At 51.7% G+C, this 24,788-nt stretch carries 17 protein-coding genes; 2 read left to right on the top strand and 15 right to left on the bottom strand.

The features are described from left to right. Positions 1 to 2: 2 nt before the first annotated feature. From HCG48_RS20075 to HCG48_RS20040, 8 genes are all read right to left on the bottom strand, one after another. Entirely contained in the window at positions 3 to 326 is a 324-nt protein-coding gene (locus HCG48_RS20075; protein ID WP_168570753.1) for a CU044_2847 family protein, read from the bottom strand. A gap of 260 nt (positions 327 to 586) precedes the next feature. Continuing rightward, positions 587 to 1,453 carry an aldo/keto reductase gene (locus HCG48_RS20070; RefSeq protein ID WP_168570752.1) on the bottom strand — a complete coding sequence of 289 codons (867 nt, stop codon included), beginning with the start codon at positions 1,451 to 1,453 and terminating at the stop codon, positions 587 to 589. A gap of 322 nt (positions 1,454 to 1,775) precedes the next feature. Then, on the bottom strand, positions 1,776 to 2,558 hold the full coding sequence (locus HCG48_RS20065; RefSeq protein ID WP_168570751.1) for an ABC transporter permease: 783 nt from the start codon (positions 2,556 to 2,558) through the stop codon (positions 1,776 to 1,778). A 236-nt stretch (positions 2,559 to 2,794) separates the two neighbouring features. Further along, positions 2,795 to 3,469 carry an ABC transporter permease gene (locus HCG48_RS20060; protein ID WP_445974472.1) on the bottom strand — a complete coding sequence of 225 codons (675 nt, stop codon included), beginning with the start codon at positions 3,467 to 3,469 and terminating at the stop codon, positions 2,795 to 2,797. A gap of 166 nt (positions 3,470 to 3,635) precedes the next feature. Beyond that, entirely contained in the window at positions 3,636 to 4,676 is a 1,041-nt protein-coding gene (locus HCG48_RS20055) for an ABC transporter ATP-binding protein (RefSeq protein WP_168570750.1), read from the bottom strand. A gap of 21 nt (positions 4,677 to 4,697) precedes the next feature. Next, a complete protein-coding gene (gene recF, locus HCG48_RS20050) occupies positions 4,698 to 5,873 on the bottom strand; it encodes a DNA replication/repair protein RecF (RefSeq protein WP_168570749.1) in 1,176 nt (391 codons plus the stop codon). Between the two features lie 154 nt (positions 5,874 to 6,027). Further along, positions 6,028 to 8,871 (bottom strand): cation-translocating P-type ATPase, encoded by a 2,844-nt coding sequence (locus HCG48_RS20045; RefSeq protein ID WP_168570748.1) that lies wholly within the window; start codon positions 8,869 to 8,871, stop codon positions 6,028 to 6,030. A gap of 200 nt (positions 8,872 to 9,071) precedes the next feature. Then, positions 9,072 to 9,914 (bottom strand): SDR family oxidoreductase, encoded by an 843-nt coding sequence (locus tag HCG48_RS20040; protein ID WP_168570747.1) that lies wholly within the window; start codon positions 9,912 to 9,914, stop codon positions 9,072 to 9,074. Positions 9,915 to 10,121: 207 nt separating this feature from the next. Between HCG48_RS20040 and HCG48_RS20035 the strand changes: the two genes are divergently transcribed. Continuing rightward, on the top strand, positions 10,122 to 12,437 hold the full coding sequence (locus HCG48_RS20035; RefSeq protein ID WP_168570746.1) for a nitric-oxide reductase large subunit: 2,316 nt from the start codon (positions 10,122 to 10,124) through the stop codon (positions 12,435 to 12,437). 118 nt (positions 12,438 to 12,555) lie between these two features. On the opposite strand, the gene HCG48_RS20030 is transcribed toward HCG48_RS20035, so the two are convergent. From HCG48_RS20030 to purE, 6 genes are all read right to left on the bottom strand, one after another. Beyond that, positions 12,556 to 15,057: an eCIS core domain-containing protein gene (locus HCG48_RS20030; RefSeq protein WP_168570745.1), complete on the bottom strand. Its 2,502-nt coding sequence runs from the start codon at positions 15,055 to 15,057 to the stop codon at positions 12,556 to 12,558. Positions 15,058 to 15,432: 375 nt separating this feature from the next. Next, on the bottom strand, positions 15,433 to 16,686 hold the full coding sequence (locus HCG48_RS20025; protein WP_168570744.1) for a DNA cytosine methyltransferase: 1,254 nt from the start codon (positions 16,684 to 16,686) through the stop codon (positions 15,433 to 15,435). 238 nt (positions 16,687 to 16,924) lie between these two features. Beyond that, entirely contained in the window at positions 16,925 to 18,130 is a 1,206-nt protein-coding gene (locus tag HCG48_RS20020; protein ID WP_168570743.1) for a 4-hydroxy-3-methylbut-2-enyl diphosphate reductase, read from the bottom strand. A 134-nt stretch (positions 18,131 to 18,264) separates the two neighbouring features. Continuing rightward, complete coding sequence (locus HCG48_RS20015; RefSeq protein WP_246259653.1) at positions 18,265 to 19,107, bottom strand: SGNH/GDSL hydrolase family protein; 843 nt, start codon at positions 19,105 to 19,107, stop codon at positions 18,265 to 18,267. Between the two features lie 286 nt (positions 19,108 to 19,393). Next, the gene (locus HCG48_RS20010) at positions 19,394 to 20,917 is read right to left on the bottom strand and encodes an ammonium transporter (RefSeq protein WP_168570741.1); all 1,524 of its coding nucleotides are present in this window, start codon (positions 20,915 to 20,917) and stop codon (positions 19,394 to 19,396) included. 663 nt (positions 20,918 to 21,580) lie between these two features. Beyond that, positions 21,581 to 22,102 (bottom strand): 5-(carboxyamino)imidazole ribonucleotide mutase, encoded by a 522-nt coding sequence (purE, locus tag HCG48_RS20005; protein ID WP_168570740.1) that lies wholly within the window; start codon positions 22,100 to 22,102, stop codon positions 21,581 to 21,583. A 103-nt stretch (positions 22,103 to 22,205) separates the two neighbouring features. Between purE and nagA the strand changes: the two genes are divergently transcribed. Beyond that, positions 22,206 to 23,498, top strand: a complete 1,293-nt coding sequence (nagA, locus tag HCG48_RS20000; RefSeq protein ID WP_168570739.1) for an N-acetylglucosamine-6-phosphate deacetylase — start codon at positions 22,206 to 22,208, stop codon at positions 23,496 to 23,498. 184 nt (positions 23,499 to 23,682) lie between these two features. Here nagA and purM read toward each other — a convergent pair whose 3' ends face one another. Beyond that, entirely contained in the window at positions 23,683 to 24,714 is a 1,032-nt protein-coding gene (gene purM, locus HCG48_RS19995; protein ID WP_168570738.1) for a phosphoribosylformylglycinamidine cyclo-ligase, read from the bottom strand. Between the last annotated feature and the right edge of the window lie 74 nt (positions 24,715 to 24,788).

Genomic DNA, 24,788 nt, shown 5'->3' with positions numbered 1-24,788 from the left:
GTTTATTTAGAGTTAGTCCATTTCAAAGTAATTTCGTAATTGACCTCTCCTTTTCCGGAAGCAATGACGGCGCCAACATCCGCACTCATTTTGATCCCAAACTTGACCTCGACTTCATCGGCGGGTTCGTTAAGACTGCGGACTTTACCAATAATGGCATTAGCGACAGGTTGAATTTTACCGATCGCTACCTCGAAGCTTTTTTGAGCTTTTTCGGCAATGTCGTCCGTAATGCCAATCCGATCGTCCGCAGCTTGTGGGGCGGCATCTACTTCCACAAAAACAGAGTCTCCACCTTCGAGGGCGAATTCAACGAGGTGTTTCATGGCTAATTGTGGTTTTAAAAAAGCTAGATTAATTTTTTACAATCCTAACAAATCTTCTCACGGACTGTCATCGCCTGGATCGAAGTTTTGTGTTAAAAATTGTGAAAAAATGTTCTGAAATAAAATTTTTTATCGATGGAAAAATGGCTTTTGAAGCAAATCACCGCGATCTCAAATCGATGAAAATCGATGAAACAGGCGAACTTCATAGTTCCCCTGTTCCCTAAAATTGACGACGGGATGGTTCGCCCAAACAACAATTAAATCCCGTCGTCAATTTGTCGCACTTCTGCGGGACTTAACTGCACCTCGATCGCCCGTACTGAATCCTCGATACTAGATACCTTGCTCGCGCCGGGAATGGGAAGAATACAAGGTGACTTAGCCCGTAACCAAGCTAAAACGATACAATATATAGAAACCCCTTTCTCCGTGGCCAGTTGGGCGATCGCCCGGATATCTTGCAAATTGCCGACGCGACGGGACCCGCCGAGGGGGCTCCAGGGGAAAAAGGTGAGTCCCTCGCGTTCGCAATAGTCCAATACCCCCTCGGTTTCCGGGTTGCGGTGCCAAGGATTGTATTGATTCTGCACGGAAACGATCTCGACGACTCGGCGCGCTTCCTCGATTTGTTTGACCGAGAAATTGGAAACGCCGATATAGCGAATTTTTCCTGCTTCCACCGCTTCCTTGGCCGGGGCGAGGGACTCGGCGATCGCATAGGCCGGATCCGGCGCGTGGTATTGCCATAAGTCGATTGGCTTGTCGCCGCCGAGGGCTTCAAAACTGCGGGCGATCGCCCCTCGTATATGCTTCGGGTCGCCGTTGAGCTTCCAGGTTCCCCCGGGACGCATCAGTCCCCCTTTTGTCGCTACAAAAATGCGACTTTTATCGCCGGAGTAAGATTGCAGCGCTTTCGCAATTAACTGCTCGCTGTGATGCTTGTCCGATTCGTCCTGGCAATAGGAATCTGCCGTATCGATGAGGGTCACTCCCAGATCCAAGGCGCGATGAATGACGGCGATCGCCTCAGATTCCGGCGGTCTGCCACTAATCGACATCGGCATCGCCCCCAATCCGATCGCGCCGACTTCTATGTTTGTATGGCCTAATGTTTTAGTTTCCATATCGATGCTTTTTGAAATTTTGCTCTTTTCATTTGGTATCATTTTTTAGCCAATTTTCAATCTTTCATTTGTTAGATTTTTGAATGAAATATATTAATTTCAGATTACCTGTAATGATTAAGGGATAAAATCAAACTCGATTCGACCGTGGCTAAAGTCCGAGGTCGGGGGGTGGATTTGGTGTTTCCAGAGGAATGACAGGTTAAATGATTGGATTAAGACCATCCGTTTACATCGGATCTCGATCGATGTTTGTGAACATGAAGTTTCACCGCAGATTCGATCTCAATCTAAAAGCTACAATCTACGATTTTAAATCCCTTTAACTCGAAGCACTAGTGTAAAAGCGAGTTGCAAACCGCCAGAATTTATTAGATGTAAAAAAGAGGGCGATCGCCAAAAATAAGGAAGCGAGAATCGAGGGGAAATTCACCCGTCCGAGAAAGGTTTCCGCCGGAACTGTCGTTAAAAATGCAACGGGAACGATAAAGGTGAAAAAGACTCGATAAGCGACGGGATAGGCGACCATCGGAAATCGTCCCGCTTCGAGCAATCCCCGTAGAACTTCCGTAACATTATAGATTTTGACAAACCAAATACTGGTAGAACCCAACATAAACCACAGACTATAAAGCACGATCGTGCCAAAGATTATAGGAATGATTCCGAGCAGATAATTAGATGGTGCAATTCCGATCTTACTGCCTCCATAACCAATTAAAATACAGCCAAAAATCAAATCTGGGATACCCCAAAGTGAAACGATGCGACTCGACAGCCAAAACTGAGAACTTATCGGTTTGAGTAAAATAAAATCGAGAGTTCCCTCTTGGACTTGACGGACGATACGATTGAGATTGGGGACGAGAAAAATAGTAGAAAATCCTTGTAATAAGGTGAAAATTCCCAAAACAATCAGGGATTCTTCCCAACGCCAACCCGCAAAGCTGTATCCGGTTCGATAAAATAAAAACAAACTAAAACAACTCCCGATCAGATTGCCAATACTGCTCAAAGTCGCCATCAAAAAGTTAAATCGATATTCTAATTCGGCGGCGATCGCCGTTTTCCAAAATAAGCTTAAAACTTTTAAATATCGTCTCATTTTCTTTCTCTAAAATGTCTATTTTTTAGGGGTGATTGACAGTCTATACATTTTAAATCAGTTGGAACAATCGAGAGATAAACTTTGGTTTCGTGGGTGGATTTGGTGTTGGTATGGGAATCACAGATTAAGCTGTTGAGCATTGAAATTGGGCGATCGCGAGCGATCGAGATCCTCGCAGTTCCAGCAGGCTGAAATTCCTTAATCTACAATCTACGATCTACAATCTAAAATCCTCAAGCTCCCATTCCAGAATACCGCTTTACTCCTTGTTTCCATAACCAACGATTAAAAATTAGGAACGCCAACAACCACGCGATTGTTACCATGAATCCGCGACCGATATCTACGGGTAAACCGATTAAAAGAGCGGTGGGGAAATAGAGTAAATAGGGAAATGGCGTCCATAAAACGATTTGGCGTAAGGTTTCGGGAAATACATCTAAAGGAGCAATCATTCCCGATAAAAAGATATAGATTAAATACCAAAACTGCTCGATCGCGACGACTCGTTCCAACCAAAATGAAAATAAAGCAAAGGTATATTGAATTAAAAAGCGCAATGAGAAGACTAAAACGACGGCGATCGCCGTTAACAAGAATTGACTGAGAGAGGGAATCCAAAAGACCTCGGGATAAATTGCAAAAAATAATAACAATAACCCGATTAAAAAGGGTAATCGAGCGAGTCGTTCGCTCAGATGTTCGCTTAACGGATGCCATACGGGATCGACAGGTTGTAAAAGCTTCGGCGAAAGACTGCCCGTAACTACTTCTTTTTCAAACGTCCAAATTACCCAAACTACTGTTAATTGACGGATGATAAAAACTGAGAGAAAATAGCGGAAAATATCAAGTGAATCGAGATTAAAATTGGCCGTTTGTGAGGCTTCGCTCCAAATTCCCATCATGATTAAGGGGAAAGAACCTGAGAGTACCCAAAAAACAATTTCAACTCGATATTCGAGGCTGTTTGCGTAGTAAGTAGACAGAAAAACTTTTGCCAGTCTAAACAGACGTAATAGCATTTTCAAGAGCATTTGAGAAGAGGAATAATAAGGGATGTTGAGATAAGATTTATTCTGAGGTTTTAAGAATAGACCCATCGATAGTTCCGGCTTGAAAGACCCGGGCGATCGTTTCTTCGATGGGCGGATCGGTGACGGTGAGGTCTAAAATATCTAATTCCGAGATAATTTTACTGACAGTTTTGGTCAAGTTTTCTCGAAAAACGAGTAAACGAATCGATTGCCCTTCGAGGGATTCTATCTCTCCATACATGGCGAGTCGTTCTTTGAATTTTTCTATATTTTCGATCGGATAAGTTAACTCTAATTGAACTTCTCTATAAGGGGCAAAGTTTTCGACTAATCCTTCCAAACTGCCATCGTAAATTAACTGCCCCGAGTAAATAACGATGACACGATCGCACAGGGCTGTAATGTCCGCCATGTAGTGACTGGTTAATAAAATAGTCGCCCCGGTGAGTTCGTTGTATTCCTTCAAAAATTGGCGGACACTGACTTGGGCGTTGACATCTAAACCGAGGGTCGGTTCGTCGAGAAATAAAACTTGTGGTTGGTGTAACAACGCCGCCATTAACTCGACTTTCATGCGTTCGCCGAGAGATAATTTACGGACGGGTTGATTGAGTTTTCCCGATAAAGATAACATTTCCGTGAGTTCGTCGATGCGACGCTGACATTCACGATCGCCAATTCCATAAACGGCCCCATTAATACGGAGGGAATCGAGGGCGGGAAGATCCCACAATAGTTGTTGTTTCTGCCCCATAACTAGGGTAATTTTTTCCAAAAATCGGGGTTCGCGACGATAGGGAAGGTAACCCGCTACTTCTACCCGTCCTTCGGAGGGATGAATCAGTCCGGTGAGCATTTTGAGTGTCGTTGTTTTTCCGGCGCCATTAGGTCCGAGAAAGCCGACAAATTCGCCGGGTTGAATTTGAAATGAAACCTGTTTGACAGCTTCGATATGGCGATATTTGCGCCGAAAGAAGTGATCGATCGTGCCTTTTAGTCCGGGTTCTTTAATGGGAACGGGGTAAACTTTACTGAGTTTTTCTGTAAAAATAATAGGCTGAGTTGAGGGATCGTGCATGATTCGTGTTAATCTTTTTTTCTAGAACAATTTGCGACTCCCGATCGCCTCGGCCCAAATTTCTCCGGCTTTAACTTGAAGAATTTGCGAGGAACGAATCCAATCTTGCTCGAAAGCATCGAGATGAGTAGCCGTAATGAGGGTTTGAAAACGGTTTTGAATGGCGTCGAGTAGTTGATTTTGTCGTTTGGGATCGAGTTCGGCGAGGACGTCGTCGAGGAGTAAAACGGGCGGTTCGCCGACGACTTCTTCAATGAGTTTGAGTTCGGCGAGTTTGAGGGCGAGAACGAGGGTGCGTTGCTGTCCTTGTGACCCAAATTGTCTCACGGGGAGGTCGTTGAGGTTGAATTCGATTTCGTCGCGGTGGGGACCGACTAAGGTGGTTCCTTGATAGTGTTCGGCGATCGCCTTTTCCTGAATTTTATCGAGAAACGCTTGTTTGCCGCGATCGAGATCGTCTCTCACTTCTGGATCGCTCATTGCTTCTACATTAGGAGCGTATCTCATCTGTAACGCTTCCGTTCTGCCGCTAATGGCGCCGTGCCAGGTTTCCGCCACCGGGGCGAGACGGTCGATCGCCCGCGATCGCCGCAAGGTAACTCGGGCGCCGATCGCCGCCAGTTGGGCATCCCAGAGGGCTAACTCGGAATCGAATTGGGCGGGATCGGGGCGATTGCCCCCGTCGCGCGTTCGCATTTCCTTGAGTAAGGCATTGCGCTGCTTCAGGACTTTATTATACTTTGCCAGCAAGTCTGCATAGATCGGTTCGAGTTGGATCAACAAAGTATCTAACCATGTTCTGCGCCCGTCGGGACCGCCGCGAACCAAATCTAAATCCAAACTGGAGAATTGAACGACATTGAGAATGCCCAAAAAATCGACCTGACGGCGACAAGTTTCGTTATTGACCGTCACCGTTCGGCGACCGTTACTCCGCAGGGCGATCGCCAAATCCACGGGATTGTCAAACCGCTTGAGAGTGGTATTAATTTGGGCGATCGTTTCATCGTTGAGAATCAAATCGCGATCGCGCCGGGCTCTGGCACTTTTCAACGTCGAAAGTAAGGCAACGGCTTCGAGCAAATTGGTCTTACCTTGAGCGTTATCCCCGACCAAAATCGTTTTGGGGGCGTTGAATTCGACTTGGACGTGGCGATAATTTCGAAACTGCCGCAGGAGCAGGCTTTGGAGAAACATAGGAAGTGGGGAGGGCAACTCAACAGTCTGTGGGGCGGGCAAGATACCCGCCTCGAACCAAGTTAGAAATCACAATTGAGAACTATTCAGAAATTAGAAGCATGGCAATCACATTGCCAAGACTCCTCTAAAACCTGACTTTCCGACAAGATTTTTAATCTTTATTCATTCGTGGAAATAGGCGTAAAAAGATTTTTTCGAGTTCGACCCAAATAAACAACAACGTACTGAACCCGAGGCAGACCGCCAGTTCCGTAGGAGTGAGAACGTCGGTTCCGAAAAAGTTACGCAGGGGTTCGACATAAATGAGCATGAGCTGTAATGAGGTCGTAATCGCCACGGCGCCGAGGACGTAAGGATTGGAAAAGGGGTTGACTTCCACAGTGAGGCGCGTTTTCGATCGCACGGCGATCGCGTGACCCATTTGAGAGACGCACAGCGTCGTAAACACCATCGTTTTCCAGGTTTCCGAATTCTGATGGTAAGACCAATACATCAAAGTAATCGTAATGATGGCGAACACGATCCCGATCCGAACCATGTAGGCGCCGAGTCCTCGGGCGAAAATACTTTCGCGAGGGCTGTAGGGCGGGTGTTTCATCACGTCCGGGGCGGGGGGTTCCACCGCTAACGCCAACGCCGGGAAGCCGTCAGTGACCAAGTTCATCCAGAGAATTTGCAACGGCGTCAGGGGAACCTCGGGGAGGGCGAGAATCGGGGCGGCGGCGATCGTGAGCACTTCGCCGATGTTGGAACCGAGAATATATTTAATAAAACGGCGAATGTTGGTATACACGACGCGCCCTTCTTCCGTAGCGGCGACGATCGTCGCGAAGTTATCGTCGAGCAGTACCATGTCGCTCGCTTCTTTGCTGACGTCGGTTCCGGTAATCCCCATCGCGATGCCGATATCCGACTGTTTGAGGGCGGGGGCGTCGTTGACCCCATCTCCGGTCATGGCGACGAATTTACCCCGTTTTTGCAGGGTTTGGACGATCCGCAGTTTGTGTTCCGGGGAGACGCGGGCGTAAACGCTGACCGCATCGACGATTTGGTCGAGGTCGGCGTCGGACATTTTTTCGAGTTCCTGTCCGGTGAGGACGCGATCGCCCTCCTGAGCGATGCCGAGATCGACGGCGATCGCCCGGGCGGTCAACTGGTGATCTCCGGTAATCACCACCGGGCGAATCCCGGCGTTGCGGCATTTTTCGACGGCGTTGCGAACTTCCGGACGGGGGGCGTCGAGCATCCCCACTAAACCGATCCAGATTAACTCCCGTTCGTGTTCCGTTTCCGAACCTTCGGGGGGTTGTTCGGCGAGGGGTTTGTAGGCGAAACCGAGAACCCGCAAGCCGCGAGAGGCCATTTCGTTATTTTGGCGGACGATCGCCTCGCGGCGGTCGTCGTTCAACGGTTCGAGGCGATCGCCCACCTGAATCTGAGTGCAGCAGTCGAGGGTCAATTCCGGCGAGCCTTTGGTAAACATCAAAAACGGCGGATCTTCCCGGGTCGCCTCGGTTCGGGGGAAAGGCAAACTGCCGCCATCGGTCAACTCTTCCCAACTGCCGACCTTAGAAATGGCGCTCATCCGTTTGCGTTCGGAAGAAAAGGGAAACTCCGCCACGCGGGCGAGGCGATCGGCAAATCGATCTTTAGTAATTTCTAATTTCCCCGCCAACGACAGTAGCGCCCCTTCCGTCGGATCGCCGACGATCGCCCACTGGTCGTCCTCGTACTGTAAAAAAGCATCGTTACACAAAACACAAGCAAGCAACAGGGGCGGCAGTTCCGGATATTTCTCTAAATTCTGAATCGTCGCTTGGCTGTCGCGATCGGAATCGCCGGGATTTTGACCGTCAGGCTTAAATTCTCCGCTCGGTTCGTAGCCGTCTCCCGTGACTTTAAAGCGGTGGCTGGGGGTTTCGACCGCCTGGACCACCATTTTATTTTGCGTTAGCGTCCCCGTTTTATCCGAGCAGATCGTGGTCACCGAGCCGAGGGTTTCCACCGCAGGCAAGCGGCGAATTAAGGCATTGCGTTTGACCATGCGCTGGGTGCCCAGGGCCAAGGTCACCGTAATCACGGCGGGCAACCCTTCGGGAACCACCGCCACCGCCATACTCAAGGACACTTCGAGTAGATTGCGGAAGCTTTCGACCCCCTTCGCCCAGGTTCCGCCAATCACGACGATCGCCACCAAAATTAACGATCCCGTGACCAAGACGTTGCCCAATTGGGTCATGCGGCGCTGTAAGGGCGTTTCCTCGTCTTCCACGGACTGGATCATCGCGGCGATTTTGCCCAATTCCGTCTGCATTCCGGTACTGGTGACGATCGCCTTCGCCCGTCCTTTGACCACTTCGGTCCCTTGGAAAATCATGTTGACGCGATCGCCGATTCCCGTATCCGCCTCCAGGGCGATCGGAGCATCCTTATCCACCGATTGCGCTTCCCCGGTTAACGCCGCTTCGATCACTTGCAAGTTCGACTCTTCAATCAAGCGCCCGTCTGCCGAGACTTGTACCCCCGCTTCGAGCAGGATGACGTCTCCCGGAACTAATTCTTTTGCAGAAACTTCGACTATCTTGCCGTCGCGCACCACTCGCACTTGCGGGGAGGCCATATTTTTGAGGGCGGCGAGGGCTTGTTCCGCTTTGCTTTCTTGCAAGTAGCCCAACACGCCATTGAGAATGACGATCGACATAATCGCGATCGCGTCCTTCGGAAATTCCCCATCTTGTAAGGACAATCCGCCGGACACGAAGGCGACGGCGATCAACATCAACAGCATGATGTTTTTGAACTGATCGAGCAAGATCGCCCACGCCGTGCGACCTCCCGTATCTTCGATTTCGTTCGGACCGTAGCGTTCGAGCCGTCGTTCGGCTTCTGAAGCACTCAAACCCTGTTCCGGATCGCTTTGCAGTCGCTCCAGGGTTTGATCGATTTCTATTGAATGCCAGGCGATTTTAGAATCCTGCACAGATTGGTCAGACATGAGTATGCTCGTGCTTGCGAAAAAGATCGGTTGCCCCAACTCCCCTCAACGGGAGGATCGTACCGAGGGTTGGCGCGATCGAACTGACCCTATTGTATGATTTTCGCGGGATAGAGCTTTGCCGCGAGCCATGGCGACCGACCCTGATTCGCCTGAATATGGCCAACCGCAAGGGGAGCGTGGATTGATGACGCGGTGGCTTAATCCGATCGCCACACTTGCGTTAGAGAAGTGAGCTGTATTCCGAAAGCCGCGATCGCCGCGTCGGGGTTGCCGACACTGGGCGCTAGCATGACCTCAATTAAAGCCCCAGGCAGATCGGGAACGATTCGAGGCAAGCATCGCGCGATCGATGCGGGCAGATGCACGAGTTTAACGCGATCGCCACCGTTGAACGCGCGGATCCACTCATCCAGGGAGCGACATTCCGGCCCGGCTAACTCGAAAATACCATCGCGATCGCGATCGAGGGCCGCCACGATCGCCCCGACCACGTCATCGAGATAAATCGGCGCGATCTGCTGCCGACCGGAACCGAGGACGAGAACCGTTTTCCCCGCTTCCGCGAGCCAGTTTTGCGCCGTCCGCCCCGGGTTGTGTGGAGAACCGACAATGTGGGTGCAGCGAAAGATCGTCACCGGACAACCACTCGCCTGTAGCAGGCGTTCCGCTTGCGCTTTCGTCCGTAAATACGGATTCGTCGCCTCTTCGTGCGCCCCCACATAACTGAGAAAAACCAGGCGCCGGGTTCGATCGCCCGCGATCTCCGACAGCAGGGCTTGAGTGGTCTCCAGATTGGCCGCCGTATAGTCCCCGCGAGCGGGTTTGAGGCTACCTGCGAGATGCACGATCGCCTCCGATCTCGCGATCGCCTCTCGGGCCTCGGCTGAATTCGTCCAATCCGCAATCACTTCGCTCGCCGGAAGGTTGGCGGGTTCTCGAACCAGGGCGATCGTCGTTGCGCATCGACCTCGCAGCGACGCGAGTAATTGCCGCCCGACTTGGCCATTAGCGCCCGTTATCGCTACTGTTCCCCATTTCATTGCTTCTTATTTTTTAACCTTATTTATTGACAAATCCCCTTATAAAATAGGCGATCGCCCTCAATTTTGTTGAGTATAAATCTTCATTCCAATACTTAAGAAAATATAAATTCAAAATAATTTCAGTAATTATTGTCGATTTTCAGTTTAATTCGCTACCATTTAGCCAAATTGACGACTGAAAACCAATTTTTTGGAGGTTTGGCGATGGCCAACACCACCGCATTTGACACCGAAACTGAAGGGCGATCGCAAAAGCGACAACTGAGCCTCCCCGCTTGGTTGGCGCTAATTTGTATCGTCGCTTTTAGCGTTTTACTGATTGCCGGAGCTGCTATTTGGAAAAATGCACCTCCCGTTCCCGAAATCGTGCGATCGTCCCAACAAGAAACCGTTCTCACCCGCGCCGACATCCAAGACGGACAAGAAACTTATCTCGCCCGTGGCGGTCAACATATCGGCAGTATTTGGGGACACGGCAGTTATCTCGCCCCCGACTGGACCGCCGACGTTCTCCACCGTTGGGGGTTAGCCACCGCCGGGATTTTATACCGCAACAATCCCGACTTTTCCCAACAAGATTTAGACGCCTTATCTCCCGTAGACCGCGCCAGCTTACAAGCGCGCGTCAGCGAGCAATTTAAAACCAATCGCTACGATCCTAAAACGCACAGCTTAATCCTAACCAAAGCTCAAACCCAAGGATTACAAAAAGTCTTTGAAGACTATCGCGACCTCTTGAAAAACGGCTCCGTCGTCCACTCCATCCCCCGAGGTTGGTTCAAAGACGACAGCCAAATTCACAACGTTACCGCCTTCTTTACTTGGACCGCTTGGGCCGCCTCCGCCAACCGTCCCAACGCCCCTTTTTCCTACACCGCCAACTGGCCTCACGATGATTTAATCGGCAACCAACCCCCCACTCAATTCATCATTTGGTCGATCGTTTCCGTCATCGTTTTAATCGCCGGAATTGGGGCCTTTGTTTTTATCTATCTCGCCCAGGAAGAAACTGACGAAATCCTCCCCGTTCCCGCCCGTCCCGCCGTTCGCATTCCCACCGCCAGCCAAAAAGTAACCGCCCTCTTTTTCGGCGTCGCTATGGCTCTATTTTTAGTGCAAATTATCATGGGAATGGTCACCGCACACTACGCCGTTGAAGGCGATGCCTTTTACGGCATTCCCTTAGACCAATTCCTCCCCTACGCCGCCTCTCGTACCTGGCATTTACAATTGGCGATCTTTTGGATTGCCACCTGTTGGCTTGCTGCGGGACTTTATTTCGCCCCACGTTTCGGCGGATTTGAACCGAAACATCAAGCATTAGGAAATACAGTTTTACTGGTTGCCTTAACCGTAGTCGTTCTCGGTGCGCTGGCGGGATCTTGGGCTGCCGTTCAAGGGGTTTTAACCGGAAATAATAGTTTTTGGTGGGGTCATCAAGGCTACGAATATATCGAACTCGGTCGCGTTTGGCAGTTGCTGTTAATTGGCGGCATGGTTTTCTGGTTGTGGTTGATGTACCGCGCTTTTAAACCTGCGTTGAAAAAAGAGAAAAATCCGACGGGATTGAGTCACTTTTTCCTCTACAGTGCCATTACCATTCCCCTCTTTTATTCTGTCGGTTTGATGTACACGAACCACACGCCGTTAAGTGTGGCAGAATATTGGCGCTGGTGGGTGGTTCACCTTTGGGTGGAAGGCTTTTTTGAAGTGTTCGCTACGGTGGTCATTGCCTATTTGTGCAGTGAATTGGGCTTTTTGAAAAAGTCCTCAGCCTTGCGAGCTACTTATTTAACCACGTTGCTGTATTTAGGCAGTGGGGTGATTGGCACGTTGCATCACTTGTATTTTTCCGGAACGCCCTCGTTTATTGCTGCCTTGGGTGCAGTTTTTTCGGCGCTGGAAGTGGTGCCGCTCACGTTGATTGGATTTGAGGTTTTAAAGACTTTAAAACTCTCCAAAGAAGCGGAAGGATTTTATCGTTGGCCGTTGCGCTTTTTTATCGCGACTTGTTTTTGGAATTTAATTGGCGCGGGGGTGTTTGGCTTTTTAATTAATCCGCCGATCGTGTTGTATTATTCTCAAGGATTGAATACCACGCCGATTCACGCTCATGCAGCTTTATTTGGGGTTTACGGTTGTTTGGCGATCGCCCTGATGTTGTTTGCGTTACGGGAGTTCGTACCCGATCGCGCTTGGGACGAACGCTCGATAAAATTTGGCTTTTGGGCGATTAATGGCGGCTTGGTGATGATGCTAATTTTCGGCTTAATTCCCAATGGCTTTTATCAACTCGTTCAGTCGGTCAATCACGGTACCTGGTATGCGCGCAGTGCGGAAGTGATTAGTATGCCGTGGATGCGCTGGACGGTCTGGTTGAGAATTCCCGGCGACGTGATTTTCTCGATCGGAACGATCGCCCTATTTTTCTTTACAGTCAAGGCGATTTATGCCGTTTATCGTTTCCCGGTAAAAGGGACTGAACCCGAGTTGAGTTCCCTCGAAGAATCCGTCAAATAGAGGATATCGACTGATTCGCCAATAAAGGAGAAAAGCCCCAATCGGCGATCGCCATTGGGGCTGTTTTCAACTCTATAAGTGTTAATTTGCACGAGCAATTATTGAATGGAGATAGCGATTAATGTTGACCGCTACCGCCGCCGACTTGTAATTGTGACAGGAGAGCGCCCGCGCGAGATTCCACACCGCTAAACAGTTCGTCAATCGTACTGACATTACTGCCAAAAGTACGAATTTGCGACCAAATACTGCTCAAACGAGACCATTCTTGCTCGCCAACCTCGAAAATAGGGATATCGGTGCGCGGAGGTCGGGCGCCGCGATCGGCCACAATCCCTTGAGCCCAGCGCTCGAACTCGTCAGGGGCGTAAATTCCCGCTTTGGCGCCCTTACCGACGACGAGAGCTTCGCGAATTTGGCCGACTAAGGTCATTATCGTGGCATAGCGTTCTTCACCGCGACCGGGCGCTTGACTGCCCTGGCGGGATTCTCGGTCTTGACGGGCGAAATTATCCAGATCGACCCCCAATTGCCAGTATTCCCGACGGCGATCGGCAATTCGACCTTGCAATTCGTTGCACTTGAGTGCAAACGCATTCAGTTTAGTTTGATAAGTTGCCGCCGCTTGCTGCAGTGCAAGTAATTCCCGAACCCCTTCAATGGCAGCACACCGCGTTTTAATTTGTTCCAGTCGCGAATTAATTTCGCGCACTTCACTGGCATAGACAAAATCGGCAATTTGTCCGAGGGTATCGGAAATATTTTGAGGAAAACTCAGGGACGGTCCCGCAGGTGATGCCGTCGCTTCGCCCCCTCCTGCGGGACGATCCATTCCCGTTTGGACGTTGCGAACGACCATTTCTCCTTGTTCGTTGAGGGTCACGTAAGTCGGATTGTGGGTCGGTCGCTGTCCGCTAATGATTTGGCGGCGATTGCGAACGGCACCGACCCATGCTTCCCCATGACGCACGGTTCGAGTGACACTGGCAATCCGTGCAGGCGCTCCACTCACTAGGGAGGCGGTGGTGTCGATGGTCGAGCCGATCTGACGGACGACTTGTTTCACTTGATTGATTTGTTCGAGTCGGGTGCGATCTTCGGCGCCTTCCCGATTCACTTCATCCTGTCGGATGGCTAATAAGTTGCGCTGAAAGCCGAGATAGGCGGCGTTCATTTCTTGAGCCGCTTGGGTCGTTTGGTTCGAGAGTTGGGTAACGGTTTCGTCTGTTTCGGGGACGCTCAAGCGCGCGGCGATATTGCCTCCCTCGTAAGCGTCCATCGCGCGAGCCGCAACCGCTCGCGCATCGTCTAAACCCGTTTCGAGGGCGCCGACCATCTGTTGTGGGTTGGTGACGCCTAAGAGATTTTGCATGGCTTCGAGACGGGTTAAGGAGGTAAAGAAGCCGTTCGCACGGGGAACCCAAGCGTTATAGCTTTCGGCACGCTGTTGTTCTTCGGCGCGCTGGGTTTCCATGGTGCTGATGTGGTCCGTACACCAATCGACCCCCCCTTGATACATTTCTTGGGCAATCCCCGTTGGCGCACCCCAGATCGAGCCATCGCCGCGCACTAACCCTTGATAACGGGCTTTGGTTCGACCACGGGCGATAATTTGTTGGTCGAGGTAGTTGGTTGAGGGCGCGACATTGGTCAAGCGGGCGTCGGCGTATAGTCCTTGGTCGACTAGGTTTTCGGTTTCTTCTCCGGCAGCACCGAGCAAGCGACGGCTGTAGCCTGCTTCTCCCGGGGCTTTTTCGTTGCCCATTTCGTCGGGGAGGAAGGTCATGCGACCTGGATCGGCGCCGACGTGTTCATTACCATCGCGCTGGATGGTCGGGTCGGAGATCTGACGCTGAAGGGAAGCAGTTCCGGTTTGTTGGACGACGTGAGTTAATTCGTGAGCGAGAAGTTGTTGTCCTCCGGAGCTGTTGGGATTGTATTCTCCTTGTTTGAAGAAGATATCGGATCCGGTCGTGAAGGCGCGGGCGTTGAGGGAACGGTTGAGGCGATCGCTTGGTCCATCGTGATGGACTTTAACTTGGCTGAAATCGTTAGCAAAGGCATTTTCCATCGGTTCGCGGACAGTTTCGCCTAAGGGATGTCCGCTACCGCGCGCTTGCTCGATACTTGTTTCGATTCCGGGTTGGGCGATCGCCTCTGCTGCACAATCCGCACGCTTTCGCATGAGTGTGATGGGTAACTTGGGCGTCGCGGGACGATCGCCCCGACGTTGTACGGAGTGGTTCGCCTCGGAGGAATGGATCTGCTGTACGACTTGCTCGGCAACGCGATCGGCTTCCTGTTCGTATTCGTCCCCCGGTGCGCCCACGGCGAGTTTAGTTTGCACGTCAAGTCCGTCGCTCTCTTCGGGATCTGCCGATTCGGAACTACGCTGAACCGTGTCTAAGGTCGTGTTTGGGCGATCGCCCCCGCTTTGCATTAACGGATGTACCTCTGCCCAATTCTCTGGCAGTGGATTATAAGCGGGTAAGGCTTCTTCTGGGGAGGTTTCAGCTATAGGATCGCTTTGAATACTAATGGGTGGCGAACTCAGATGTGTTGTTTTTTGAGAACTCCCTGGAACCCAATTCGACTGTTTTTGAATTTTTTGATGGGTCATTGTTCGCCACTCCCTGAAATCAATCTCTATCCTGAAATTAATCATTTTTTAGCATTGATTTTGATAGACTTATCCGTTTTGTAAACATTTCTGAATAATTGGGGCGAGCTTCTCTCAAAATCCTTTAAAAATAAGTAATTTAACTTATTTAAAATCGACGTCGCGAGCCGGATGCCCGCCCTCTACATTGCTCAAATCACACAATATTTTCCTGCAATAACCTGGCAATCATTGCCACTCTAGAAGAAACCGACCCACAAGCAAGAGTCGCGTGACCCTTGAAAAAGCGGCTGTGGCAGTTCCTGTAAGGATTTATGGAAAGCTCGCCGAAACATCCGTCGTCGAGAACCGTTTTATCCGCGTTTGTATTGATTACTACTGATTACTTATTGCGTCTGAGGCGATCGCCTCCCTACAATTTCGATCTCTCCGATCTATTCGATCTATTTTGCCTTCTAAAATAGCGATCGCGCAGCAACCGATATGGTAAGCTAAATTAACCGGAACCGCATTGCCAATTTGTCGATATTGAGAGGCGATCGAACCGACAAATTGCCAGTCATCGGGAAAGGTTTGAATCCTCGCATATTCGCGAATATTGAGCGGTCTCGTTTCTTGGGGATGACAGCGTTCGGTTTGTTTTTGCGCCGGACTACACGTTAAAGTGAGCGAGGGTTCTTCCCAAGACAATCGCCGCGCCATTCCCGTTTTTCCGCCACCGAGATCGAAGCTTTTTTGCATGTAAGCTTTTTGGACTTCCAGGGGTAAATCTCGCCAATATCCCCCTGGGGGAACGAGTTCGAGAACTTTTTTCTTGTGTTCGGGATAAGTCGTTCCCACCGATGGCGGACAATCTTTTAACGCCGCTCTTACAGAGATCGTATAGTCTTTTTCTTGAGGAAAAATAGGCTGTATTGGATAATCTTTTCTAACGCCAATCAGAAATAAACGTTCGCGTTTTTGAGGAACGTCTAAAAATTGGGCGCGGAGTAATTTATAGTCAACGCGATAACCTAAGTCCTCTAAAATTTCCAACATCGTCGTCAAAGTTCTACCGGAATCGTGCTTGAGTAGACCGCGCACATTTTCGGCGATCGCGATTTTGGGTCGCACTTCATCGACGCAACGCGCAAACTCAAAAAACAGGGTTCCGCGAACGTCTGCAAAGCCTTTTCCTAATCCCGCATAACTGAACGCCTGACAGGGGAATCCTCCCGCTAGAATATCGATTTTATGTTGATATTCGGTTAAATTAACTTGAGCGATATCTTCGTGAATGACGTTCCATTGCGGACGGTTCGATCTTAACGTTTGGGTGCAGTTGCGATCGCACTCTACTAATAATTGAGTCTGCAATCCTGCATTTTCAAATCCCAACGCCATCCCGCCACAACCGGAAAATAACTCGATCGCCGTGTACGCAGTTGGCGGACGGGTTAAAATTTTGAATTCTCCCGAGTTCGACGGCTTTCCTAAAAAGTTATTGTGAATTCTTTTTAATTGTTCGATTTCAAATCTTTTGCGGCGATCGCCCGTTTTTTGCGATCGAATTAATTGTTTCTTTTCCCACTGGCGGATCGTGTCAGGAGAAATTCCTAAAATTCGGGCAGCTTCTTGGACGGTGACCATGTTTGAGGAAGGAAATCGTTGAGTGAGTTAGGGTAAAAAGCCGAGAGGGTCGTTCCGCTTACGATACAAGAATAGAGATAAAAGTTGTTGCGATCGCCCCGGTCTAAATTGACCCCGAATTTACTTTAAATTCAGCCTTTTAAAGCGATCGCAGACTTCCCGAAGTTAACCGGATAGTCCTATTCCTGTAAAGGGCGGTAACGACGCTCTCGGTTAGCGATTTAACGCTCCCTTTTCCCTAAACGACCACCGCAGCTTTTTGCGCGAAAATCTTTTCTAAGGTTTCTTCCACGGCGCGATCGGGGGTGGAAGCACCGGAGGTGACGCCGACGATGATTTTACCTTCGGGTAACCAATTTTCTTGGATTTCGATGTCTTTATTTAACGGTTTGTGTTCGATCCGATTCCCGGGAAGAATGCGATCGGGACTGTCGATATGATAGGACGGAATCCCCCGCTCGATCGCGATTTCTTGTAAGTGGGTCGTATTGGAAGAATTAAAACCGCCGATGACAACCATTAAATCGAGTCGATCTTCGACGAGATTTAACATCGCATCTTGTCGTTCTTGGGTGGCGTCACAAATGGTATTGAACGCCATAAAATGCTCGTTTAATTTATCCGGACCGTATTTTTTCATCATCGTGCGCTCGAACAGTTTACCGAGTTGTTCGGTTTCACTTTTGAGCATGGTGGTTTGATTGGCAATTCCCAACCGTTGCAAGTCGCGATCGGGATCGAAGCCTGCGGAGGTCGCGTTGGCGAATTTCGTCATAAATTCTTGTTTGTCGCCGCCGTTGAGGATGTAGTCGGCGACATATTCGGCTTCTTTCATGTTGAGAATCACCAGATATTTTCCAGCGAAGGAACTGGTCGCCAGGGTTTCTTCGTGTTTGTATTTCCCGTGAATAATGGAGGTGTAATCGGCTTTTTTATGTTTTTCAACGCTGTTCCAAACTTTGGCAACCCAGGGACAGGTAGTATCGACGATGGTGCAACCTTTTTCGTCGAGGAGTTGCATTTCTTGAACGGTGGCGCCAAAGGCAGGAAGAATGACCACGTCGCCATTTCCGACGCCGGAAAAGTCTTTTTCACCGTTTTTGACATCGATAAAATCGACGTTCATCTCGCGCAGGTGTTGGTTGACGCCGGGATTGTGGATAATTTCGTTGGTAATCCAGATGCGTTCGGTGGGAAAATGTTGACGAGTTTCGTAGGCGATCGCCACGGCCCGTTCGACCCCCCAGCAAAAGCCGAAAGCTTCGGCGAGACGGATGGTCACGTCCCCACGGGTGAGACTGTAGTTAAGATCGCGGATTTCTTGAATGAGGCTACTTTGATAGGCGCTATTCATCACGCCGGAAACTTCTTCGTCGTGACCGAATCCTTTCCGGTGATATTTTTCGGAACGTTGGAGCGATCGCTTAAATGCTTTGGTATCCATGCGGCAGTTGTCGAGATGATCTTCGCTTAGATCTTAGAATGCTTAGCCGATCGCCGCACGATCTAGATTTTAGATTTTAGATTTTAGATTTTAGAGAACCAACGGGAATGCTGGCGTTGTCACTCCCAACTTCCCTAGAGTTCCAACTCAATATAGGTCATCAGCGCCGCGCGCCAAATCTCGTACCCTTCATCGTTGAGGTGCAATCCGTCGGTACTTAACTCCGGTTTGAGATTCCCTTCGGCGTTGGCGAACAGGGGATAGAGATTGAGAAAGCGAACGCCTTCGTTGCGGGCGATCGCTTCGAGTTCGCGATTGATCGATTCAATTTGTTCGTTTGGGATCTCCAACAGGCGATCGCGCCCTTCCCAGGTCGCCTGTGGCCCGCTATGGGGCAAAATGGACTGGACTACAATATCGCTATTGGGATGCCAGGTGAGCAGATCGCGGATAATCAGCCGTTGATGCTCTAAAATTTGGGCGGGGGGAATCCCGCGCAACAAGTCATTAATGCCGATCATCACGAAGATGACCTCGGCTTTCACTTCGTCAAATAATGGCAGCCGTTCTAATAAGCCTCGGGAAATTTCGCCGGAAATCCCTTGATTGAGCCAGGTCAGTTGGGGGGGCAGTAACTGCGGCGGAAACCACAAACTGATCGAGTCCCCGGCGAGAATACCGAGACGAGGGGGCGGATTGGCGGCGATCGCCCGAGCTTCTTTGCCCAGTTGTTCGACCCATTCTTCGTAAGTCCAGGTATGGCGCGGCCCCAATTGGGGGGTTGGCGTCGGCGTCGGGGCAGTCGTTGGGGTCGCCGGGCGATCGCCGTCGAGACGGACCGCTTCCGAGTCACTGGTTTTTGGCGTTTCGAGTAGCAGCAACACCACCGTAAACAGCAAAATCGCATTCGTCGCCAAAGACAACACGGCCCACGGCGGTACGGGAGTAGCAGTAGAAGCGGCTAAATTTGATTTCACGGGGTTTGAAAGGGACTTGAAACCCAAAGCCATCGCTGGTAAAGAACAATCGCTTGCGCCTCGATTGGCAATCTCAAACAAGGGCTGATAGGCGCGCGCGGCGATTCTCCATTGGAGACCCTACGCGATCGCCCACCCAAAAAAAAGCGCTGAGGATCTTATCCCAGTCTATTGAAAACTTTCCAAAAACCGCAATCGATCTAAAACACCTTCACTGCCTTTGACCTCGGGGAGATCGCCTCGGCGCTATACTCGTACGCCGAACCTGGCGATCGTCCCGAAGGGGCTAGCCCCGAGGCATTCCTCCCGTATCTTTTAAAAAGCCACTGTACGCTTCCATCCCGTGTTCGCTAATATCCAACCCTTTGAGTTCTTCTTCAGCTTCCACGCGAATACCCAGAGTGGACTTGAGAACGACCCAAAAGATCGTCGAAACGAGGACCGTCATCAATCCGATCGTGGCAATCCCGAGCAACTGAGTCCCCAGTAACTGCACGCCACCCGTGTAAAACAGTCCTGCATCGATATTGAACAGTCCCACGGCAAAAGTACCCCAAGCGCCGTTGACCAAGTGAACCGAGGTCGCGCCGACGGGATCGTCAATTTGCATCCGATCGAAGAACGTCACGGAAAAGACGACCAAAACACCACCGATCGCGCCGATAATCGCCGCACCGATGACGCTAACGCCATCGCAGCCCGCCGTGATCGCCACCAGTCCGGCCAGGATCCCGTTAATAATCATCGATAAATCCGGTTTACCCAGGTAAACCCAAGCGACGATCGTCGCTGCAATTCCGCCCGTCGCCGCCGCAATATTCGTGGTCACGGCAATATGGGCAATTTGCATGTTGACCGCCATGGTCGAACCCGGGTTAAACCCGAACCAGCCGATCCAGAGAATCAAACAACCGAGGGTCGCAATACTCATGTTGTGACCCGGTAACGCACTCGGTCTCCCTTCTTGATATTTACCCAAACGAGGCCCGAGGAAATAAGCACCTGTCAACGCAGCCCAACCGCCGACCGAGTGAACCACGGTAGACCCAGCAAAATCTTTGAAGCCCATATTTCCGAGCCAACCGCCGCCCCAAACCCAATGTCCGGTAATCGGGTAAGCAATCCCCACGAGTAAGAGGCTGAAGATCAAAAAGTCTACAAATTTAATCCGTTCGGCGACCGCCCCGGAAACGATCGTGGCGGCGGTTCCGGCGAAGGCGACTTGAAACAGGAATTTCGCCGCGAGGGGAACCCCTGTCCAACTCAGGGAACTGAACACCCCTTCGTAAGCGTCCTCCATGGCCGGACTGTTATCCGGTCCGGCGAGGAAAAAGCCGTTCATCCCGACAAAATCCGTACCGTCGCCGAACATCAAGCCGAAACCGATCGCCCAGAACGCCACCGTCGCCAGGGCGAACACGATTAAGTTTTTAGAGAGGATGTTGACGGCATTTTTTTGGCGGCAAAAGCCCGTTTCTAACATCCCGAAGCCCGCGTTCATGAAAATCACGAGGATCGCCGCCACGACCACCCACATGGTATCGAGGGCGATCCGATTTTGTTGGGCCAAATCGGTGACATCTTCGGGAAAAGCGGGGGGAGGGCTTTGAGCCACTGCCGCCACACCCCAGAGCAAGACAATAATGGAGGCTAGGGGCAGACAAGCCTGCCAGCTTGGGGAGAGTCTCCCGACAGCCTGTTTTAAGGATTGCCAAAACGTAGCACCCTGCCGCGAACGGAAGTTCCGAGACGGAGAGCGCCGCTTGTTTGTACGTTTCAACTTCCGGTTAAACGAGAATTTAGTGGTCATGCAAACCTCGCGGTAGAACGGAAACCGCCATTTCCGAGAAACGATTCGCAAATCGCCCCGGTGGCGGAGGAAGTTTGACCCGGTGGATTTTCCACCGTCCCCACCAAGGGGGAGAACGAGAAGAGGTGCAGTTCTCGCCCGCTCCGGTTTGTCGTAGCCGGAATCGCTTACCCTGCACGGTGTTGTTGTAGGGGGGGCTTGAAGAACGGCCCCTAAGCGCCGAGTTTAGATATCCCACTCAAGCAGGATGAAGAGGCGGTGAGTCCGGTGGTCGCGATCGCCCTTTGTGAAGCGCGATCGCCACGAGACCCGAGTTCGGGCGACACCTGCTTTTATCTCTCCAGACGTCGGAGCGCGTTGTAGTGGTCGATACATCCGATCGAGGGATCCGATGCCTACGCGAGAATTGGCCAACCCTGCGCGCTGCCATACATAAAAAGCCGACGGATGGCCATGCTCCGAGTCACAATGATTGCACCAATTCTGGGAAGTTGGTTCTGTATAGCAGGATACCGTTTCTGATTTGCAAGCGGCTCCAGGCGGGAAAGCGATCGCCCTATCCGTCCGGTTTACATTGCCGTGTCTACCCCTCGTTTGTCTTGAGTCCGGGCATCCCACGAGGTCTGCCCACGGCGATCGGGGGCGGCGATCGGTGGGGAATTTTTAAGACATTTGTGTTAAATATTCCTGATATCCCAACTCGTCCAAACGCCCTTGTTTTTCGAGGACGGACGCGGCTAATTGTTCGCGATAACGTTCGACGCGATCGCGCAATTCGGGCCGAGTCGCCCCTAAAATCTGAACCGCCAACAAGCCCGCATTTTTAGCATTGCCGATCGCCACCGTCGCCACCGGAATCCCCCCGGGCATCTGGACGATCGAATAGAGCGAATCCACCCCCTGGAGGTGACGGGTGGCCACGGGAACGCCAATTACGGGTAACGGCGTCAGAGAAGCGACCATCCCCGGCAAATGCGCCGCCCCTCCAGCTCCGGCAATAATTACTTTAATCCCCCGGTGGTGGGCGGTTTGGGCGTATTCCACCATCCGATTCGGGGTGCGGTGCGCCGAGACGATCGCCACTTCGACCGGGATCTCGAAATCTTCGCAAACCGCGATCGCCGCTTGCATCGTCGGCAAGTCGGAATCGCTACCCATAATGATGCCGATTTGAGGTTCGTTCATTAGAAGTTTAAAGTTGAGATTTGAAAAAAATTGTAGATTTAGAGTGGTTCCCTACCCAAATTCCCAACTCGACTCCTCTTTAGGGCTATTGTCAGCATCCGCGATGAGTACACCAACTCCCCCTCTCAATTCCTCAACAGTGTCTCAGTGCGTCAACTTAGACCTGATTAACGCTCAATTGCCCGGTTACAACGGTCTGCATTGGGTCCGAACCGATCGCGAAGGCTATATCGAATCGATTCAGCCGATGCGCAGTGAAAAACCCCCCGCCCCCTGTTTGGAACAGTGGCAAGAAATGTCCTTGCTCGATGTCAACGGGGATTGGGTCTCTCTCGGCGGCGTAGACCTGCAAATTAACGGCGCTTTGGGCTTGGCGTTTCCCGAGGTCACCGACGCCGACGGCGATCGCCTCCAACAGATTTGCGATCGCCTCTGGGAACAAGGGGTAGACGGCTTTTTACCCACCATTGTCACGACCTCCACTGACAAGATCCAACGGGCCCTCGCCGCGATCGCCGCATGGGCCAGCCGCCAACACCCTCAACAACAAACGGCCCAGATCCTCGGCGTCCACCTCGAAGGTCCCTTTCTCAACCCCGCCAAACGGGGCGCCCATCCTGAAGCCGACCTGCAACCCCTCACCCGCGATCGCGTCAACCGGGTTCTGGGGGAATTTGCCGATCTCGTCAAAATCGTCACCCTCGCCCCGGAACTCGACCCCTCCGGAGAAGTCATCGCCGAGTTGCGATCGCGCGGGATCGTCGTCAGTCTCGGTCATTCCCTCGCAACCGCCGCCCAAGCGAACGACGCCTTCGATCGCGGCGCCTCGATGGTCACCCACGCCTTTAACGCCATGCCGAGTCTGCACCACCGCGAACCCGGCTTACTCGGTCCGGCGATCTTGCGCCCGGACGTGCGCTGCGGCTTAATCGCCGACGGTCAGCACGTCTGCCCGATCGCCATCGAACTACTCCTGCGATCGGCCAACTACGGCAAAGGCGTGTTTCTCGTCAGCGACGCCCTCGCCCCCCTCGGTCTCCCGGATGGGGTCTATCCCTGGGACGAGCGCCAGATCGAAGTCAAAAACGGAACCGCCCGTCTCCCGGACGGCACTCTCGCGGGAACCACCTTACCCCTATTAACGGGAGTCGAGAACTTAGTGCGCTGGGGTTTGTGCGACGTCGGCGAGGCGATCGCCCTGGCGACGGTTTCCCCGCGTAAGGCGATCGGCTTGCCGACTCTCACTGTCGGACAACCCGCCAATCTCCTGCGCTGGTCTTATCGTGAAGATACCGGAAACTTGAGCTGGGAACGCCTCCAATGCGATCGCTTAGGGTCTGCAAAGCAGAATCGCCACCGCAATCCTCAATCCTCATCGTCGGCGAGCGATCCCTAGAACCTCCCATACTGTCCGGATGTGACTCCCACGGTCGAGAATCAAACGATTACTCTTGATGAGTTGATTATCGGTTCGTCAGGAGTGTCCTTGAGTCAATCAACTATCCATCCCAGAGTCTAGCTTTGCCTAGGCTCTTTTTTCGATCGCCCCGGCTCGCTCCCAGGGGCGATCGACCCGACCCCTAACTCGCCTTCGGAATGCCCGTTAAGCGGCGATCGCCTGCAATCACTTCACCGATCGCCCGCGCTTCTATCCCTTGGCTGGTAAACCATTGCAATGCTTCCTCCTGTTGCGAAGCACTCACCACTAACACAAAACCAATCCCCATATTAAAGGTATCGAACATTTCCGGCAGGGCCACCCCTCCAGTCCGCGCCAACCATTGGAAAATCGGCGGTACCGACCAGCTCGCCGGATCGATCGCGATCGCTTTGTCTTCGGGCAAACACCGGGGCAAGTTCTCCGGCAACCCGCCCCCGGTAATGTGCGCCATCGCCCGAATCTCGATCCCCTGGCGGCGCGCTTCCAAAATTGGCTTGACGTAAATGCGCGTCGGCGTCAGCAAGATCTCTCCCAAACTGGTCCCGAGTTCTTCCGGGCGATCGCTCCAGTTCCAGCCGCGATCGCTCACAATTTTTCTCACTAAGCTGAACCCATTACTGTGAACCCCCGAACTCGCCAATCCGATCGCCACGTCGCCGACCGTCACCCGGGACCCGTCGAGTAATTCGCTTTTTTCCGCGACCCCCACGCAAAATCCCGCCAAGTCGTACTCTCCCGGCCCGTAAAATCCCGGCATTTCCGCCGTTTCTCCCCCTTGTAGGGCACATCCGGCCTCTTGGCACCCCCGGGCAATCCCTTTGACGACGTCGGCGAGTTGTTCCGCTTCCAGTTTGCCCGTCGCTAAATAATCCAGAAAAAAGAGCGGTTCGGCCCCGGAGGTCAGAACGTCGTTGACACACATCGCCACGAGGTCGATCCCTACGGTGTCGTGGCGGTTCAACTGCTGCGCTAATTTGAGTTTGGTTCCGACGCCATCGGTTCCGGACACTAACACGGGTTGTCGGTATCCGGCGGGCAGTTCAAAAAAACCGCTAAATCCGCCAATTCCCCCTAAAACTTCCGGTCGGTGCGTACTTTCGACTAAATGGCGGATTTTTTCGACAAATGCTCGTCCCGCTTCGACGTCAACCCCGGCTTCTCGATAATCCATAACTCAATCTACAGTTGCGAATTTACTCTCGCGCTATTGTTCGTCTTCGGTATTCTACTGTCCCACGGGTCTCG

The sequence above is a fragment of the Oxynema aestuarii AP17 genome (assembly GCF_012295525.1).
In the GTDB taxonomy this organism is placed as follows: Bacteria; Cyanobacteriota; Cyanobacteriia; order Cyanobacteriales; family Laspinemataceae; genus Oxynema; species Oxynema aestuarii.
This window is presented reverse-complemented; position numbering and strand designations above follow the sequence as displayed.

Coding starts and splice junctions, on each gene's coding strand:
- recF (WP_168570749.1), bottom strand. CDS start 5,873: ATGTTTCTCCAAAGCCTGCTCCTGCGGCAGTTTCGAAATTATCGCCAC.
- HCG48_RS20025 (WP_168570744.1), bottom strand. CDS start 16,686: ATGGTCACCGTCCAAGAAGCTGCCCGAATTTTAGGAATTTCTCCTGAC.
- HCG48_RS20035 (WP_168570746.1), top strand. CDS start 10,122: ATGGCCAACACCACCGCATTTGACACCGAAACTGAAGGGCGATCGCAA.
- HCG48_RS20040 (WP_168570747.1), bottom strand. CDS start 9,914: ATGAAATGGGGAACAGTAGCGATAACGGGCGCTAATGGCCAAGTCGGG.
- HCG48_RS20060 (WP_445974472.1), bottom strand. CDS start 3,469: ATGATGGGAATTTGGAGCGAAGCCTCACAAACGGCCAATTTTAATCTC.
- purM (WP_168570738.1), bottom strand. CDS start 24,714: ATGGATTATCGAGAAGCCGGGGTTGACGTCGAAGCGGGACGAGCATTT.
- HCG48_RS20065 (WP_168570751.1), bottom strand. CDS start 2,558: ATGAGACGATATTTAAAAGTTTTAAGCTTATTTTGGAAAACGGCGATC.
- HCG48_RS20045 (WP_168570748.1), bottom strand. CDS start 8,871: ATGTCTGACCAATCTGTGCAGGATTCTAAAATCGCCTGGCATTCAATA.
- HCG48_RS20055 (WP_168570750.1), bottom strand. CDS start 4,676: ATGCACGATCCCTCAACTCAGCCTATTATTTTTACAGAAAAACTCAGT.
- HCG48_RS20020 (WP_168570743.1), bottom strand. CDS start 18,130: ATGGATACCAAAGCATTTAAGCGATCGCTCCAACGTTCCGAAAAATAT.
- nagA (WP_168570739.1), top strand. CDS start 22,206: ATGAGTACACCAACTCCCCCTCTCAATTCCTCAACAGTGTCTCAGTGC.
- HCG48_RS20030 (WP_168570745.1), bottom strand. CDS start 15,057: ATGACCCATCAAAAAATTCAAAAACAGTCGAATTGGGTTCCAGGGAGT.
- HCG48_RS20070 (WP_168570752.1), bottom strand. CDS start 1,453: ATGGAAACTAAAACATTAGGCCATACAAACATAGAAGTCGGCGCGATC.
- HCG48_RS20010 (WP_168570741.1), bottom strand. CDS start 20,917: ATGACCACTAAATTCTCGTTTAACCGGAAGTTGAAACGTACAAACAAG.
- HCG48_RS20075 (WP_168570753.1), bottom strand. CDS start 326: ATGAAACACCTCGTTGAATTCGCCCTCGAAGGTGGAGACTCTGTTTTT.
- purE (WP_168570740.1), bottom strand. CDS start 22,102: ATGAACGAACCTCAAATCGGCATCATTATGGGTAGCGATTCCGACTTG.